The 18,346-nt window shown below is 37.7% G+C and carries 12 protein-coding genes and 1 pseudogene; all 13 read left to right on the top strand.

What is annotated here, in order from left to right:
• Positions 1-10: 10 nt before the first annotated feature.
• The 13 genes and pseudogenes from lysS (at position 11) to G611_RS13700 (ending at position 18,285) form a co-directional block, all read left to right on the top strand.
• Positions 11-2,035: a lysine--tRNA ligase gene (lysS, locus tag G611_RS0103215; protein WP_028242399.1), complete on the top strand. Its 2,025-nt coding sequence runs from the start codon at positions 11-13 to the stop codon at positions 2,033-2,035.
• A gap of 201 nt (positions 2,036-2,236) precedes the next feature.
• Positions 2,237-2,779: a type IV toxin-antitoxin system AbiEi family antitoxin domain-containing protein gene (locus tag G611_RS0103210; protein ID WP_028242398.1), complete on the top strand. Its 543-nt coding sequence runs from the start codon at positions 2,237-2,239 to the stop codon at positions 2,777-2,779.
• 13 nt (positions 2,780-2,792) lie between these two features.
• Positions 2,793-3,203: pseudogene (locus G611_RS13705) on the top strand (nucleotidyl transferase AbiEii/AbiGii toxin family protein); the annotation flags it as partial.
• Between the two features lie 50 nt (positions 3,204-3,253).
• On the top strand, positions 3,254-3,493 hold the full coding sequence (locus G611_RS0103200; protein WP_028242397.1) for a hypothetical protein: 240 nt from the start codon (positions 3,254-3,256) through the stop codon (positions 3,491-3,493).
• Between the two features lie 200 nt (positions 3,494-3,693).
• Positions 3,694-4,695: a hypothetical protein gene (locus G611_RS0103195; RefSeq protein WP_028242396.1), complete on the top strand. Its 1,002-nt coding sequence runs from the start codon at positions 3,694-3,696 to the stop codon at positions 4,693-4,695.
• 346 nt (positions 4,696-5,041) lie between these two features.
• Positions 5,042-6,106: a Fic family protein gene (locus G611_RS0103190; RefSeq protein WP_028242395.1), complete on the top strand. Its 1,065-nt coding sequence runs from the start codon at positions 5,042-5,044 to the stop codon at positions 6,104-6,106.
• 40 nt (positions 6,107-6,146) lie between these two features.
• Positions 6,147-6,914, top strand: a complete 768-nt coding sequence (locus tag G611_RS0103185; RefSeq protein WP_028242394.1) for a nucleoside phosphorylase — start codon at positions 6,147-6,149, stop codon at positions 6,912-6,914.
• 161 nt (positions 6,915-7,075) lie between these two features.
• A complete protein-coding gene (locus tag G611_RS0103180; protein ID WP_028242393.1) occupies positions 7,076-7,783 on the top strand; it encodes an ABC transporter ATP-binding protein in 708 nt (235 codons plus the stop codon).
• Position 7,784: 1 nt separating this feature from the next.
• A complete protein-coding gene (locus tag G611_RS0103175) occupies positions 7,785-10,454 on the top strand; it encodes an ABC transporter permease (RefSeq protein WP_028242392.1) in 2,670 nt (889 codons plus the stop codon).
• 168 nt (positions 10,455-10,622) lie between these two features.
• Entirely contained in the window at positions 10,623-12,149 is a 1,527-nt protein-coding gene (gene yjeM, locus G611_RS0103170; protein WP_028242391.1) for a glutamate/gamma-aminobutyrate family transporter YjeM, read from the top strand.
• Between the two features lie 49 nt (positions 12,150-12,198).
• The gene (locus G611_RS0103165; protein ID WP_028242390.1) at positions 12,199-13,674 is read left to right on the top strand and encodes a methyl-accepting chemotaxis protein; all 1,476 of its coding nucleotides are present in this window, start codon (positions 12,199-12,201) and stop codon (positions 13,672-13,674) included.
• Positions 13,675-13,942: 268 nt separating this feature from the next.
• On the top strand, positions 13,943-15,136 hold the full coding sequence (locus tag G611_RS0103160; RefSeq protein WP_028242389.1) for a pyridoxal phosphate-dependent aminotransferase: 1,194 nt from the start codon (positions 13,943-13,945) through the stop codon (positions 15,134-15,136).
• 107 nt (positions 15,137-15,243) lie between these two features.
• Positions 15,244-18,285, top strand: coding sequence for an EAL domain-containing protein (locus G611_RS13700; protein WP_036947889.1), 3,042 nt, complete (start codon positions 15,244-15,246; stop codon positions 18,283-18,285).
• Positions 18,286-18,346: the final 61 nt, after the last annotated feature.

Genomic DNA, 18,346 nt, shown 5'->3' with positions numbered 1-18,346 from the left:
AGGAGATATTATGGCAGAACAGGATATTAACCAGTTATTAAAGGTTCGCCGTGAAAAGCTTTCTGCACTCCAGGAGGCTGGCAAGGATCCATTTCAGATTACAAAGTTCGACCAGACTCATCACAGTGATGAAGTTCGCGCACTTTACGAGGAGCATGAGGCTAAGCTTTTAGCAGGTCGTGCAGCAGTTAACACAGACGGTATGGATGAGGAAGCTGCAAAGCAGGCAATCAACGATGATTACAACGAGCGTCGTGCAATCATGGATGCAGATCCAATCCACGTTAACATTGCAGGTCGTATGATGTTCAAGCGTGTTATGGGTAAGGCTAGCTTCTGTAACATTCAGGATTTACAGAACAGCATCCAGGTATATGTAGCACGTGATGCAATCGGTGAGGATTCATACGCAGATTTCAAAAAGTCTGATATCGGTGATATTTACGGCGTAAAGGGTTACGCTTTTAGAACAAAGACTGGTGAGATTTCTATCCATGCTGAGGAAATGACTCTTCTTTCAAAGTCACTTCAGATTCTTCCAGAGAAGTTCCATGGTCTTACAGATACAGATACACGTTACAGACAGCGTTACGTTGACCTTATCATGAACAAAGATTCAAAGGATGTTTTCATTAAGCGTTCACTTATGATGCGCGAAATCCGTAACTTCCTTGCAGGTCGTGATTTCATGGAAGTTGAGACACCTATGCTTGTTGAAAACGCAGGTGGCGCAGCAGCTCGTCCATTCCTTACACATTACAACGCACTCGGTGAGGAGCGTAAGCTTCGTATTTCTCTTGAGCTTTACCTTAAACGTCTTATCGTTGGTGGTCTTGAGAGAGTATTCGAAATCGGTCGTGTATTCCGTAACGAGGGTGTTGATGCTAGACACAATCCTGAGTTTACTCTTATGGAGCTTTACCAGGCATACACAGATTACGAAGGTATGATGGAGCTCACAGAGAGCATGTTTAGATATCTTGCTGAAAAGGTTGTTGGTTCTACAAAGATTTCTTATAACGGAGTAGAAATCGACCTTGGTAAGCCATTCGAAAGACTTACAATGACAGATGCTGTTAAGAAGTACGCAGGCATCGATTTTGATACAGTAGCAGATGATGAAGCTGCTAAGGCACTTGCTCGTGAGAAGGGCATCGAGTTTGAGGAGCGCCACAAGAAGGGTGATATCCTTAACCTCTTCTTCGAGGAGTTCTGTGAGGAGAATTTGGTTCAGCCTACATTCATTATGGACCACCCAATCGAAATCTCTCCACTTACAAAGAAGAAGCCATCTGACCCTACTAAGGTAGAGCGTTTCGAGCTCTTCATCAACGGATGGGAAATGTGTAACGCATACTCAGAGCTTAACGACCCAATCGACCAGCGTGAGCGTTTCGCAGCACAGGATGCTAACGCAGAAGCTGGTGACGAAGAGGCAGAGCACACAGATGAGGACTTCCTTAACGCACTTGAAATCGGTATGCCACCTACAGGCGGTATCGGTTATGGACTTGATAGACTTTGCATGTTACTTACAGATAGCGCAGCTATCCGTGACGTATTATTGTTCCCAACTATGAAGTCACTTAATCCAGCTAAGGTTTCACAGTCTGCTGGTGATAACAATGGATTCTTTGCTCCTAACTCAAGCATCGATTTCTCAAACGTAAAGATTGAGCCATTGTTCGAAGAGACAGTTGATTTTGATACATTCTCAAAGAGCGATTTCAGAGCAGTAAAGGTAAAGGCTTGCCAGGCAGTACCTAAGTCAAAGAAGCTTCTTCAGTTCACACTTGACGATGGTACAGGTACAGACCGTACAATCCTTTCAGGCATTCACGCATTCTACGAGCCAGAGGAGCTTGTTGGAAAGACTCTTGTAGCTATTACAAACCTTCCACCAAGACCAATGATGGGAATCGAATCATGCGGTATGTTACTCTCAGCAGTTAACAACCTTAAGGACAGCGAGGACGAGGAGCTTCACCTTCTCATGATTGACAACCACATTCCAGCTGGTGCGAAGTTGTATTAATAATAATTGCGAATTAAAAGACCTTCTTGGATTTGAGTATCCAAGAAGGTCTTCTTTTTTATGAAACATAATATAACAAGACTAATTCATGGGTTGAACAACATATGGTGTTGTAAATATTCACTCTTGCTGATTAACAAAATCAGATGTATAATTTACCTAAATATACGCAAAAAATATATAAATGAGGAGGTTTAGGGAATGCTATATACATATGAGGATGCTGTTACCAAGTTTGGCAGTAAATATCTTTTAAAAAAGGCTGTTGGAGAAGGCGACTTCTTTCAGCAGGAAAAAGGTGTTTATTCTGATACAAAGTATGTTCCTGCATTACAAATTATATCTATGAAGTATCCGAAAGCTGTATTTGCAATGGACAGTGCTTTTTACTATCATGGCTTGACCGACGTAATTCCTGAAAAATATTGTATAGCCACGGACAGGGATGCTGCAAAAATTCGCAAAAAAAATATAATTCAGATTTTCGAAAATAAGAATTTGTTACATCTCGGAGTTGAACAAATGGAAAGGGAAGGATGTGTGATTAACATATACAGCAAGGAAAGAATGCTTGTTGAATTGTTAAGACACAAAAGTAAATTGCCTTTTGATTATTATAAAGAGATACTTCTTAATTACCGAGACATGATACATGATCTGGATATCCCGCTTATACAAGACTATGCATATGAGGTTCCCAAAACCTCAATGATAATGGAATTATTACAGTTGGAGGTTTTGTGATTGTAAACTCGATCTTGGAGTCCATACGCAGTTTGACATAGATCAGGAAGAGTTTTGCTTTGACATTGCATATGATGATGAAGGAGCCAGTCTGCTCATTAATTCGAACGAGCAGATGTTTGCTGAAAAACTGAGATCGTTACTTCGATTTGGAGCATTATCCAGTCGTTATAAGGATATCTTTGATATGTATTTTCTGAGTAGCCATGTTGATGCGGATAAGTTCAAAAAGTGTCTTGGAATATATGTATATAATGATCCTAAAATGCGTGAGAAAGATATAACCGGTATCATCAAAAGAGTTAATATGGTATTTAAGGATAAATCTTATACGAGCAGACTTAGAACTAAGGATGCTAATTGGCTTGGAGTTGATTCAGAAGTTGTTACCAAGGGATTGATTGACTTTTTAAAGCAATTGTAGTTTACTAATTATCCGCAAAAACAAATATATTGCGGATGTATAGTTAGAAAGTGGGATGGCATTCGCCAGACCACACAATCCTTTCAGGCATTCACGCTTTCTACGAGCCAGAGGAGCTTGTTGGAAAGACACTTGTAGCTATTACAAACCTTCCACCAAGATCTATGATGGGCATCGAATCTTGCGGTATGTTACTCTCAGCAGTTAACAACTTTAAAGATTCTGATGAGGAAGAATTGCATCTTATTATGGTTGATAATCATATCCCAGCAGGGGCAAAATTGTATTAAAACAAAAAAGAGAACATGCGATAGTGTGATAAAAGCATTGAATCTACAATGATTCAGTGCTTTTTTGTTTGTATAAATGAAGCGCCATACAAAGAACGTTATAAAAGTATTGACAATTTGCAGATAGGGGGGGGTAGAATAACGATGTTGGATTTATGTTTGAAATCTCCGCGAGGGGATGAAAGGTAGGTAACAATTTTATGAAAAAGTTTTTATCAAAAGTATTAACACTTGCTCTCGTATGTGCAATTGTTGTGACAGGTACATCAATCACATCTGAAGCAAAGGGTAAATCACCAGCTAAAACATTTATTGACACTGTTGTAGCGTCTGATGGTTTGACAGTTAATGGACAGAAGCTCACAACAAATCAGATTGAAGCAATGCTTAAAACTAACGACCCATCATTGAAGACAGTATCTGGTTATGTTGATACAGCTTCTGGTGTTCAAGAATTCTATGATGAATATTTTGACCCAGAATCTTATTACAGACATTCGCAGATTTCTGGTTATGTCGATGGTATGTATTATCAGGAAGATATTTACAATGATAATCCATATTCAGAAGACTTTTTACAGGCTTTGCAGAATAATTCTATTCATATGGATAGCGCTGATGGCTTAGATATGTATACTGCTACACTTGACAATGTTGGTAATTGCAATACAATGGCTAATATTTGGGATAGTGCAAAAGGTTATTACACGGCTGATTTAGTAGCTAACAATGTAAACGCAAGTACATTGGCAACATATATGCAGTCAAATAATATGATGTCAGCTTTAGATATTTATAATTATTTGGTAGCTAATGGTGTTAAATTTACAGATGATTCTTGGAATACATATTCTAACGGTGACCAGACACAAGTAGGTGTTATAGCAACAGTGAATGGTTACAATATTAGATTCAAGACAATGGTTCAGACAGCTTATGCAATGGATGGCGTAGTCACAACTGGTGGTGAATACGTCAATGGTGACAGAGTTACTGTTTATGAAGACGGTGGTAGTAAATTTGTTGAACAGCATAACACATATATTCCAGAAACAGTTGTTGGTTATCTTAATGAAAGACAGGCTAAGGTCACAAATACAGACATCTCGATTCAGAATGCAAAGACATATGAATGGCTTGGTGCTGTACAAACAATTACAGATGTTGATGGAAAGGTCACAACATATCTATCTGAATTTTAACGTTTAACACCAAAAAAAATTCAAATTACAGGCCCGATACGAAGTGTATCGGGCTTTTTTCTTTTAAAAACAAATAAATTCACAAGATATGTGAGTTTACGTGGGTCGTTTATATGCGGTTGGAACACACGCGTCGATGAATCTTTTTGTTAGTTAATCAGTTCGAGAAAGTCGCAGTTACGAAGAAGATTTTGACAGTAGCACTGCCAACAAGAATCCTACTGCATATGATATCAAGTAGATGAATCAAGTATCTGCATATATAATAGAGAATTATATGCAGATACTGCTTGAGTATCTGCATATTTTTTTGTATATTATATGCAGATACTTGAGGAGGTACAGTATGCATAAATTTGATTATTCATTTTTAGATGAAGGAATGTTGCCTGCTGAAATGGTTAATTTGACAGCATCAATTGCTGCATTTGATGCAATATCATCTGAGCGCAAGGATGGAAATCAAAGTATATATACAGAACTTGAAAAAATTGCTAGAGTGCAGTCTGTAAAGGGTTCTAATGCTATTGAAGGAATCATTACTACTGATGCAAGGATTAAGGAAATTGTAGATGGTGATAGTGCACCATTAAATCATAGTGAATGTGAAATTGCAGGATACAGAGACGCATTAGATGAGATTCATAAGAATCATCAATCTATGAGCTTTAGTGAAAATACAATTTTACACATGCATCATATGATGACAAATCTAGCTGGTTATGAATTATCCGGAAAATATAAGGAAGAGGATAATTTGATTCTACAAGTTGATGAGAATGGAAGACGAAAAGTACGTTTTACTCCAATTCCAGCAAATGAGACTAATGAAGCAATGGAACAGCTTATATTAGCCTATATAGATGCTAGAGATAATCCTAAAATTAATAGGTTGCTCTTAATTCCTTGTGTAATTTTAGATTTTTTATGTATACATCCATTTTCAGATGGTAATGGACGAATTTCCAGGTTGCTATCTATTTTATTACTGTATAAGAGTGGATATGATGTTTGTAAATACGTTTCATTTGAGGAGCAAATTAATAATTCGAAGGATTTTTATTATGAAGCGTTACATGATTCTTCACAAGGATGGCATGAGAATGAAAATTCCTATTTTGAGTTTATGAAGAATTTTTTATCAACTTTATACAGATGCTATAAAGAACTAGATAAAAGATTCTCGACAGTTAATGGAAAGAAAATTCCTAAAAGCGAAAGAATAGAACAAACAGTTTTAAATAGTGTACTACCAGTGTCTAAATCTGAAATATGTGAATTGCTGATAGATGTTAGTCCAACAACAGTAGAAGCTGTTCTTGGTAAAATGGTAAAGGAGGGCTCTGTAAAAAAGATTGGACAAGCAAGAGCTACAAAGTATGTTAATGCAAAGTATTTAAAGAAAAAATAGCTGTAGTACTGCCAAAATGAGACAGCAAGGGAGAATACAAATGATTATTAAAAACGAAATACCAATACTTGAATATGATGACAGCTCAGTAGAGGTTATAACACCAAATCATGACATGGAGGATTTAAAGCTACCAGAGAAGTGCCTATTTGCTTTCCTAGGGGATGTTATTCATGAATATGCCAAGAAAAACAATGCTGATGTGGCAAAGGAACTGATAACAGTCTCCCATAATATAGAGATATATGTTCTTCATGATGAGAAAGAAGATATATGTCTAGTGCAGTCACCAATTGGAGCTGCAGCGGCAGCCCAGGTACTTGATACACTTGTCAGCTGTGGATGTAAGAAGATTATTGCTACAGGTTCATGTGGTGTACTTGCAGATATTCCAGAGAATGCTTTTCTTGTTCCTACAAAAGCACTTAGAGCAGAGGGAACATCTTATCATTATCTTCCAGCAACCCGCTTTATTGAACTGGATGAAGAACCTGTAAAAGTAATAGAAAGCTGCTTTAAAAAGCACGAACTGCCATTTGTTACCTGTACAACATGGACTACAGATGGATTTTTCCGTGAAACAAAGGATATGGTTAAGTATAGGCTGGAAGAGGGCTGTAGTGTGGTTGAAATGGAGTGCTCTGCCCTTGCTGCCTGCGCGAGAAAGCGAGGCGCATCATTTGGGCAGTTTTTATTTACTGCCGATTCTCTTGCGAATGTTCATGATTATGATACAAGGGATTTTGGCACCGGTTCTCATGAAAAAGCATTGTTATTAGGATTGGATGTGTTAATAGATTGGAAATAAAGGAGAGAATCAACAAGTAGCAATTATATAACTAGAGTTTGACAAGACTAACCTAAAGATTTAAGATAACAGTGTTATGTGAATAACGCTGTTATCTTTTTTTAGTTAAGGGCTAGTTGGAATGTATATTGATGGAATTATAGAGGTTAAGGAGGAGACAGGTGAATAAAGTATCATTAAGAAATGTATCTAAGGTTTATAACGTGGGCGAGAAGGAATATCGCGCACTAGATCATGTAGATTTGGATATCGAGGAAGGCAAGCTTGTAGTAATACTTGGACCTTCAGGTGCGGGAAAATCTACATTACTAAATCTCATTGGTGGTATGGATGTACCAACAGAGGGAGAAGTAATTGTAAATGGGGAAAACATAACTGGCTACTCTGAGAATAAGCTCAGCGATTTTAGAGCAGAATCAGTTGGTTTTATATTCCAGTTTTACAACATTCTTCCTTCACTTACAGTAAAAGAAAATGTGGAGTTGATTAATGAAATCGTAAAGAATCCTTTGGATGCCACAGAAGCACTTGAGGATGTAGGCTTGCTGGAGCACATAAATAAGTTCCCTAATCAGCTTTCAGGTGGAGAACAGCAGCGTGTTTCAATTGCCCGCGCTATTGCTAAAAATCCAGCGTTACTATTATGTGATGAGCCAACAGGAGCCCTTGACTCTCAGACTGGTGTAATGATTTTAAAGATTTTGAAGAAGCAGACTACGAAGGAAAGAGGTAATAACACAGTTATTATCGTTACACATAATGCACTCATTGCGGACATTGCAGATGTTGTTATCCGCGTAAAAAACGGAAAGATTAAGAGTGTTGAAGAGAACGCAAACCCAGCAAACATAGATGAGGTTCAATGGTAAAATGTTTAGAAAAAAATTATTCAGAGAAATAAAGGGAAATTTTGGACAGTTCTTTACTATATTTGCCATGATATTTTTGGCGATTATGGCTTTTTCAGGAATCAGTGCTTTTTCTGATGGATTGAAATTCTCATCCGTTGAATTTTACGAAAAGAATAATCTGCAGGATCTATGGCTGTATGGTGAGAACTTTACAGACGATGAATTAGAAAAAATAAAAGCATTAGACAATGTGGCAGATGTGGAAAGATATCTGTCCATGCAGGGTTCAGTTGATGTAGAAGAAAAAGAGGGTTCTGGAATCGAAAATGTGCAGGCAGAGCTTAATTTTCTAGATACTAAGGATGCCAAAAAGAATATTTCCACCATGACATTAAGAGCTGGAGAAGAGTATAGCCCGGATAAAGATGGCGTCTGGGTAGGAAATTATTTTGCAAAGGCCAGAGATATCCAGGTTGGAGATGAACTCACATTTTATGTGGAAGGCTATGGGTTTACAGAGCCAGTCAGAGGTATTGTATCTGTACCTGATCACGTATATACAGTATCTGATTCTACTGTTATCTTTCAGGATGCAGCAGATTATGGCTGGGCATACTTGTCCATGAATGAATTCCCTGTGGAATATCTTTATGACGAGATTCTTAAGGAAGATGAAATTGTAGAATATCTTGATTCAGTAGATGATATAGAGAAGGCTGTAGAGGCATACACAGCCATGGGAGCTGATATAGATTTTATCAAGCAGCAGCTAGAAATTGATGAGGATGTGGACCTTGAGACAGCTTTGGAAAAAGCCAGACTGATAAAGGATAAAAAAGCTACTGTATCCGATAAAGAAGAATTTATAAAAGCCTTAGATTCAGACTTTGATTTAGAGGAATGCTTCATCTATCCAAATGCTATAGTGGATGTAGAGGGTGTGGCACCAAATCCATATATTAATTCAAAAGAGCTTGATGAATTTGAAAATAAAGTAAAGACAGTTAAAAACGAATTATATGAAAGTGAGGGCGCATCAATAAGTGCAATTACAGCCAGAGATGTGTGGACATCTTATGCAACCTTGAAATCTGAGTCAGAAGAAGGTGACACATATTCTGGAATGTTTACAGTATTGTTTGTGTTTATTGCAGGGCTTTCAGTAGTAACCACAATGAGCCGATTTGTAAAGAAGCAGCGAGTACAGATTGGTACGCTAAAAGCTTTAGGATTTAGAAATAGAAGAGTAACATTTCATTACATTGCTTATGGCTTTTGGGTAAGTGTTATAGCAGCAGTTTTAGGACTGGTAATAGGGGGACCACTGCTTGGACAGCCATTTTTAAATATGGAATTATCCATGTTTGATTTGCCAAATGCTCATAAAAGTATTCTCAGTAAAAACTATATTCTTGCAGTAGTAATTATTATCGTAATTACGATAATTACTTATCTATCAATTAAGAGCATTTTAAAAGAATCACCAGCACAGACACTTAGACTTGAGGTGCCTCATATAAAGATAAAGGCTAAAGAAGGCGGTAAAGGAATTAGCGCAAAGCTTCCATTTTCTGTAAAGTGGAATCTACGTGATATTCTTAGAAGTAAATCAAGAAGCATCATGGCTATAGTTGGTATCATGGGCTCTACACTTCTTATAGTAATGGCATTTGGTATGCAGGATTCTTTGAATCATTATCTTGAATGGGAGTTTGACAAGATAAATGCATATAACTACAAGCTTACACTGTCTGAAAATGTATCAGATGAAAGATTAGATGAATTGTTTGATGCCTATGGAGACGCAACCAGTCAGTCTGTTGCCATTGAATACAAGAATTTGGATGGGGACATTATCACATCTGCTATCATAGTAAATGATTCAGATGGGTATTTAAGAGTTTCTGATCATGATACAAATACCTACGATATAAACAATGGAATTCCAGGAAGCACAGATGGAGATATAAATAAGGAAGGCGCCTTATTTGCAACAGAAAAGCTTCTAAAGAATAATGGATTTTCATTAGGAGATACAGTTAAATGGCGAATCATGGGAGAGAATGATTGGTATGAAACTAAGATTGTAGTTTCATACAGAGACCCTCAAAGCCAACAGTTTGCCATGACAAGGAAAGCCTTTGAGGCATTAGGAGAGGATTACGTCTGCGATACCATATACACCAATGAGGATCTAAGTGAGCTGACAGATTCAGATATAGATGGCGTATCTACCATTTCATCTATCGAATCTTTGAAGGAGCAGATGAATGTAATGCTTGAAATGATAAGCAGCATGATAGTACTGTTAATTGCTATATCAGCCTTACTTGGATTTATCATCATCTACAACATGGGTATCCTTGCTCTTACAGAGAAGATGTACCAGTTTGCCACATTGAAGGTATTAGGCTTTAAGTTTAAAAAGCTGGCACTTGTTTATACGCAGCAGAATCTATGGCTTACCATAGTGGGAATCATATTCGGTCTTCCTTTGGGGTTTGAATTTACAGATATCATGTTTAAATATGCTATAGGCGATAATTATGACTTCTTTGCAAACATAGATTTATCATCTTACTTAATTGCCATAATAGGTACCCTTATAATTATGTTTGTAACAAGTATTGCATTGTCTCGCAATCTTAAAAAGATAGATATGGTTGCAAGCTTAAAGGCAAATGAGTAAATCAGTGTATTAATCTTTCACGCTTTATAGTTTAAAAGTTTAAAGTGCTAACACATTGTATTTTCTTTGGATAATACCGCCTATTTATAACATAATCATGATATAATTCTTTACATTGCGCTTATTAAATTAAACGTAGAATAAATTATTAAGGTAAGGAATTTAGTAATGAAAGAAAAGAAACTTGGACTTATGTCCCTCATACTGATGATATTCACATCAGTTTATGGATTTAATAATATTCCTCGTTCTTATTATCTTATGGGATATGCAGCTATTCCATGGTTTGTAATTTCAGGAATATTATTCTTTATACCATTTGCATTTATGGTAGCAGAATTTGGTTCTGCATTCCGTGAGGAAACAGGCGGTATGTACTCATGGATGGAAAAATCAGTTGGTCCTAAGTACGCATTTATCGGAACATTTATGTGGTACACATCTTATGTACTTTGGATGGTAAATGTTTCATCAGGTATTTGGGTTCCTGTATCAAACCTTATCTTCGGTGAGGATTGTACAGCAAACTGGTCATTCTTTGGATCAGAGCTTTTATCAGGCTCCAGATTACTTGGTCTTATGGCCATCGTATTCTTTATTTTTATCACATACTTTGATTCAAAGGGTATCGATAAAATCAGTAAGGTAACATCAATCGGTGGTACAGCAGTACTTGCTATCAACATCATGGTTGTTATTGGTTCAATCGTTATGATTATTGCTCGTCACGGTAGATTAGAGCAGCCATTCGCAGGAATGGAATCTCTTACAGTTCCACTTAATGTGGCATACCAAGGCAGCCCAATTATGATTCTCTCATTCATCGTATATGCACTTTTCGCTTACGGCGGAATCGAAGCTGTTGGTGGTCTTGTTGATAAGACAGAGAATCCTAAGAAGAACTTCCCTAAGGGAATCGTTATGGCAGCATTTGTTATCGTTATCGGTTATGCATTCCTTATCATGCTTGTAGGTTCATTCACAAACTATAATCAGATTCTTGGTGCAGATAACATCACACTTGGCAATGTTTCATACGTAATCATGTCAAACTTTGCTGCAGCATTCGGTAGAGCATTCGGTGCTACAGAGGCTACTCAGATTGCACTTGCTCACGGCTTCGCTAGAGTTTACGCTCTTATCATGCTTCTTGCACTTATGGGAGCTATGTTTACATTAGTATATTCACCACTTAAGCAGATTATCGATGGTACACCAGCTGAATTATGGCCAGGTAAGATGGGCGTAATAGAAAAGGACGGTATGCCAAAGAACGCTATGTGGATTCAGTGTGCAATTGTTTGTATTATGATTTTCCTCGTTTCATTTGGTGGAGATACAATGCAGCAGTTCTTCTTAATCCTTACTGCAATGGTTAACGTTGGTATGACAGTACCTTACACATTCATATCAATGGCATTCCCTAAGTTTAAGAAGATGGAGAATGTTGATAGAAGCTTCGTAGTATTCAAGACTCAGAAGTCAGCAAATATCTGGAGTGTAATCGTCACATTACTTCTCATCTTTGCTAACGCATTTGCAATTATTCAGCCAGCATTAGATGGCGATATCAAGACTACAATCTGGTCACTTAGTGGTCCTGTAATCTTTGGTTTAGTTGCATATATTATTTACACACGCTACGAGAAAAAGCAGGCTGCAAAGTCTAAAGATTCTGTGAAATCCGTTGCGTAAAATTTAGAATGATTATATTCTGTCTTCAAAGGGACACAGGAGGCGGAATATGAGTTTAAAAGATAAACATATTTTTGAAAGTAACAAATTAGCCTTTTGGTTCGCGGTAATTGTCCAAGTATTTCAACTGATGGCAACAATCCTTTATGCGGATCAAAGAGTTGGATTCGTTAACACTGCATTTATGGCTACATGCCAGGCGATTGTTTTTGTCATCAGTATTTACGGATTTGCCCGATATAGACGAAGGACTAGGGGCAGATATATATTGATGGGATGCCTGGTGTGTAGCTATTTTGTTACCATGATAGGCTCTGTTCATATCACTTATATGTGGGCCTTTGGTCCAGTAATTCTTATGAATTCTCTATTGTTTACAGATACTACAGTAACTATCATTGCGTCAGTGGCAACAATAGTTATTAATATTTTGTACGTCCCACTTTTTTATAGATATTCAGTAGAAGTGGCAGACCGCCACTGGGCAGTTCTTACAGATGCTGTATTTATGATTTTAGTTTCTTTCATGAGTATCGTGTACGTGAGACTTAATGAAAGACAAAATCATGAGACAATAGAAGAGATAGAGGCCGCAGCAGAAAAGCAGGAGGAAAGTGCTAAGATTATGACTTCCACTGGAAATCAGATCGCAGCTAAGTTGGAAGATGCTAATGATGCAATGGAGGCTTTGGCTGAAAAGGTTAATTCCAGTGCTGAATCCGCTGAACAGATTAGTCAGTCTATCACTTTGACAGCAGAGGCTATTCAGACTCAGACTGAAATGAATTCAAACATTACTGAATCCCTGGATCAGATTGCTCATCAAACCAGAGCAATGCGCAAGAATTCGGAAGAGGTTACAGAAAATATCAGCGAGGGTAATGCCCTCATTAAAGAGCTTAGAGAAAAATCAAACGAAGCATCCACAATCAATGCTGAGACAGCTACCATGACAGAGGAGCTTCAGGGTTCTGCCGCCACCGTTAAGGATATTGTAGGGACCATCCTTGATATTTCAGGCCAGACCAATCTGCTTGCATTAAATGCTTCAATAGAAGCGGCCAGAGCTGGTGAGGCAGGTAAAGGCTTTGCTGTTGTTGCTGATGAAATCAGAGCTCTTTCTGAGCACACAAAGGAATCTGCAGAGGAAATCGAATCCACAATTGATGAGCTTATCAACCGTGTAAATACAGCATCTACCAACATGCAGCGAAGTGTTGACTCTGCAACTAAGCAGGGTGAAATGATTGTTGAAACAGGTGAAAAGTTCGAAATTATTTTGGAAAAGGTTACAGACCTTGGACGCCGTGTTGCAGCTATTTCTGATAATGTAGAAGGCTGCGTAGATGCAAATAGTAAGGTTATGGATGCCATCAGCAATCTTTCGGCTACATCTGAGGAGGTTGCAGCATCATCTGAATCAAGCATTAACATTAATAAGGAATGCGAAAATGATATGGAGATTACCAAAAATATTCTCCATGAGATACTACAGATTTCAAGAAAAAGCATAAGCAAAATATAAAGTTTCCGGCGAATCATCCGATAACTAAGATATAAAACAAAAAGAATTGTCCATACGCTTTCGGACCAATTCTCCATCATACGATTTGGCACAGGCCTTACCGTTTGATGCGAAGGGAAGTAACGGAAGGATGATTCAGGAAGGAAACTTGAACATGAAAATAACAGTCATTGGATAGGGGCTGCTTTCTGATTTTAATAATTGGAAGGCAGCTCATTTTTTGATATAATCAGTTTAATGATTTAAAGCGACAGAGAGGATGATGATTATGGTTATTTCAAAGAACATGGAAGGACTAGTAGCAGGAAGTTCTGTAATTAGAAAGCTTTTCGAGGAAGGGCTTCAGATGGCCCAGGTGGTAGGAAAGGAAAACGTGTATGATTTCAGCTTGGGAAATCCAGCCTCACCAGTACCTTTACAGGTTACAAAGGCAATTCAGGATATATTATCAGAAGAACCTGATTCCTATGTTCACGGATATATGAAAAACGCAGGCTTTGACGAAACCAGAGAAGCTGTGGCAAATCATCTTAACAAATCCTTTGCTATGGATTACACAAAGGAAGATATCATAATGACAGTTGGTGCAGCAGGCGCCATGAACTGCATATTCCGCGCCATGCTAAATCCAGAGGATGAGGTGATTGCATTTGCTCCATTTTTTGGTGAATACAAAAACTATGCAGCAAACTACGCTGGAAAGCTTGTTGTTGTGCCAGCTAAGCTGCCAGAATTCAATCTTAATTTAGATGAATTAGAATCAAGAATTACCGAGCGTACAAAGTGCATCATCGTAAACAATCCTAACAATCCATCGGGTCGAATCTATCCAAAAGAGACCATAGAAAAGTTAAATGAAATCCTCATTAAGGCAGAGCAGAAAATAGGTCATCCAATTTACGTTCTGTGCGATGAGCCATATAGAGAGCTGGCCTACGATAATACACAGGTTCCATATATACCATCAATCATCAAAAACAGTATTTATATCTATTCCTACAGCAAGACGCTGTCCCTGCCAGGTGAGCGTATTGGCTATCTTGCACTTTCAAGCAAGGCAGATGGCTACAGCGAATTAATCGGCGCACTTGTTGTTGCCAACAGATGCTTAGGCTATGTTAACGCTCCATCACTTTTCCAGCTGGTAATCGGAAGATGTCAGGATGTTGGGGTAGATTTGGAATTTTATGACAGAAATAGAAGATTATTATATGAAAAGCTTACAGAATTAGGCTTTGAGGTGGTTAAACCAGAGGGAGCCTTTTATCTTTTGGTAAAATCTCCATTTGAGGATGAAAACAAATTTGTTGATTTAGGCAAAAAGCAGCATATTATCATGGTTTCTACAACAACCTTTGGCTGTCCGGGTTATGTAAGAATAGCCTATTGCGTAGACTATGAAATGATTAAGCGCTCCATTGCGGCCTTTGAAAGATTGGCGGAGGAGTGCAATATTAAATAAATTTGAGAAAATGACTAATAAGCAACATAGTTTATCTAAAAATTGTTCACAATTGAGTGTTATCATGTACATATTAGTATCTAGATTACATCCACGGGGAGTGGGACATGGATAAAACGGAGTTGTTGAAGGATCATAAGGATGAACTGACAGGCCTTTTGGAAAAACAGGCCTTCTACGTATGGTCCCAGGAACTGATAGACACCACCGATGAACCAGAAAAATATGCCTTTATATTTTTCGACGTAAATAATTTCAAGCTATATAATGCAAATTATGGCTTTGAAAAGGGTGATGAGCTATTAGTCAAAATCGCGAATATAATACGTGAGGTATTTGATGGACAGTTGGTCGCAAGATTTTCTGGCGACCATTTTGTTGTGTGCGCAAATACTAGCCAGCTCATCCCAGCGATTTCCGAAATAAAAAATAGAGTTAAATGCATTCAGCAAAACATAAATCTAGAGATTAAGGCAGGCGTTTATGTTTTAGACGGTGAAACCATTGATGTAGGACGATGCGCAGACAGAGCCAGAATGGCCTGTGTCAGCATCAAGAAAAAATATGATGTTGATTATAAGTTCTATGATGAGGAGTTAGGCGGCGCATTAATCCGTAAACAGTTTATATTGGATAACTTGGATGATGCCATGAAAAAAGGTTTCATTCAGGTTTATTACCAGCCAATAGTTCGTTCTCTCACAGGAGAAGTGTGCGGCTGGGAAGCTCTGGTTCGCTGGGTTGATCCAGAACGAGGCGTAGTATATCCAAACGAATTCATACCTGTACTTGAAGAATACAGATTGATTCACAAACTGGATAGCTTCGTTATGGAGCAGGTTTTTTCTAACATTTCTACAATTACAAAGCAGGGAAGACGAGAGGCAGTCCCTGTTTCTATCAATCTGTCCAGATTGGATTTCGAGGCACTGGAAATTATCCCATTAATCGATGAGCTATCAGAAAGGTACGAGGCTGATAAAAGCTTATTTAAATTTGAAATTACAGAAAGCGTTTTAATGGAAAACCCAAGATTTATCCAGGAGCAGATTAAAAGGCTAAGAGATAAAGGCTATAGCGTTTGGATGGATGATTTTGGTAGCGGCTATTCATCTCTTAATGTCCTTAAGAATTTTGATTTTGACCTTGTAAAAATCGACATGGAATTCTTACGAGGTATTGATTCATCGGACGATGGAAAAATCATTATCAAACATATGGTTTCCATGCTTAAGAATCTAGGCTTCCATACACTGGCTGAAGGTGTAGAAACCAAAGAACAGATGGACTTCTTAAGAGGACTTGGTTGCGAAATGATGCAAGGCTATTACATCGGCAGACCAATGCCTTTTGAAGAGGGAATAAAATCCTTGCAGAAGGTAGGACAAAAATATGAACCGATGATTGATAGAGAATTCCTAAATCAAGTTGGCCGAGTAGATTTGTTAAAGCAAAACCCACTGGAGGGTGAAGGAAAGATTACAGATGATAGTCATGATCTTCCATTGGTTCTTGCAATCGTAAGAGAAGGTGAGTGGAGCTTCTTATATTACAACGAGGCACTCAAGCGCGAGCTTAAAATATATGGTGTAGAGTCTATGACCGTACTTGAAGAAATGGTTAATGATGAGTCTTGGAATTGGGTTCTGCGAGACGGTTTTTTTGAGTTGTGTGAAGCTAGTAAGGCAAGCAAAAATGCTGAAAGCATGGAGTTTGTAGAATTAGGACGAATTATAAATATAAGCGTTCGTCACTTGGTAACTAACAAGCTTACCAATGATGAAGCGTTCCTGATTTCATTAAGAACCTTGTCTAAACATATACATGAAAGCTACGATAATAAAAGCTCAATTATCAGTAATTATTTATTCACATTTTACGAGTGCATCGATTTATTTGGCATACAGGATAAGTATTATGAAAACCTGTATTTGACTAATAGCAGACTTCATGTTGATACCAAAAACAAAAGACCAAAGGAAATCATTAAAGCAATAGCAGAGGAAATCGTGCATCCAGATGATAGGGATATATTCCTAAAAATCATGGATATAGATACAGCAAAGGAAAGACTATCTGCAGAGAAGAATAAAACGAAGCTAAATTTCTTTAGAATACTGGATAAAAACAATAATTATGTTTGGAAGTCAGTGACCATAAGCGTTCTATATTTTATAGATAGAGAAGTCATGATGGCCTGTGTTTCTGAGGCTACAAAAGAGATTAAGTACTTCATGGATAAATGTGTGGAAGGCGGAAATGAAAAGATACTTAATTTACTAGAGCATAGGAATCCTGTAGTTAGCGAGCATGCCTTTGAGAATATTATAAAGCTGGTACCAGCAGGTGTTTTTTGGAAGGATAGAGAAAGAAAGTTCCTAGGTGCTAACCAAATGTTTTTGGACTATTACGGATTAGCTAGTGCTGACAGCATCATCGGAAGGACTGATGAGGATATGGGATGGCATATCAATCCAGAACCATTTAAGAAGGATGAGTTAGCTGTAATAAATGAGGGAAAGATAATCAAAGACGTGCAAGGCGAATGTATCGTAAAGGGTGAAATAAGAAAGATCGTTGTAAGTAAGCAGCCATTTTTGGTAGATGGTGAAATCATTGGACTTATAGGCTTCTTTAATGATATTACTGCTCAATACGAGGAAAATAAGCAGCTTAAGTATCTATCTAATACCGACCAGCTGACAGGAATGAGTAACCGAAGAGCTTTTGATGATATTGCTGCAAAATATATACAGCAATATGAGCGGGATAACACAGACTTTGTACTGTTTTTGATTGATATTGATAAGTTCAAGACAATCAACGACATGTATGGTCATGATTATGGCGATGAAGTGCTAAGAACTTCAAGTGAAATTATCAGGAATGTGACGGCAAATAATAGTGTGGCCTTTAGAATAGGCGGTGATGAATTTGCAATATTGCATCAACATAAGTCAGATGCAGAAGTAAAGAGCATAATTCAGGAGCTTATAATCAAGTTTTCAGAAATAACCAGAATTAACGGAATGGATATTAAAGTGAGGGTATCCATTGGTTCTGCTGAGTATTCTGAAGTGAATGATATTCACAAGCTGTTCAACCTAGCTGATAAGCGAATGTACAAAGATAAAAATAAGCATAAGTAAATCTAACAAAAAAATCACCCCAACCTTGGTTAAAATGACAAAATTTGATTACTTGTGAGTG

This window comes from Pseudobutyrivibrio ruminis AD2017 (assembly GCF_000424305.1).
Taxonomy (GTDB): Bacteria; Bacillota; Clostridia; order Lachnospirales; family Lachnospiraceae; genus Pseudobutyrivibrio; species Pseudobutyrivibrio ruminis_B.
Note: the sequence above shows the minus strand (reverse complement) of the source record. Positions and strands in the feature narration are given on the sequence as shown.

Bases quoted from the DNA above. Each gene is read 5' to 3' on its own strand.
- G611_RS0103190 (WP_028242395.1), top strand. From the start codon at position 5,042: ATGCATAAATTTGATTATTCATTTTTAGATGAAGGAATGTTGCCTGCT.
- G611_RS0103165 (WP_028242390.1), top strand. From the start codon at position 12,199: ATGAGTTTAAAAGATAAACATATTTTTGAAAGTAACAAATTAGCCTTT.
- G611_RS13700 (WP_036947889.1), top strand. From the start codon at position 15,244: ATGGATAAAACGGAGTTGTTGAAGGATCATAAGGATGAACTGACAGGC.
- yjeM (WP_028242391.1), top strand. From the start codon at position 10,623: ATGAAAGAAAAGAAACTTGGACTTATGTCCCTCATACTGATGATATTC.
- G611_RS0103195 (WP_028242396.1), top strand. From the start codon at position 3,694: ATGAAAAAGTTTTTATCAAAAGTATTAACACTTGCTCTCGTATGTGCA.
- G611_RS0103185 (WP_028242394.1), top strand. From the start codon at position 6,147: ATGATTATTAAAAACGAAATACCAATACTTGAATATGATGACAGCTCA.
- G611_RS0103210 (WP_028242398.1), top strand. From the start codon at position 2,237: ATGCTATATACATATGAGGATGCTGTTACCAAGTTTGGCAGTAAATAT.
- G611_RS0103175 (WP_028242392.1), top strand. From the start codon at position 7,785: ATGTTTAGAAAAAAATTATTCAGAGAAATAAAGGGAAATTTTGGACAG.
- G611_RS0103160 (WP_028242389.1), top strand. From the start codon at position 13,943: ATGGTTATTTCAAAGAACATGGAAGGACTAGTAGCAGGAAGTTCTGTA.
- lysS (WP_028242399.1), top strand. From the start codon at position 11: ATGGCAGAACAGGATATTAACCAGTTATTAAAGGTTCGCCGTGAAAAG.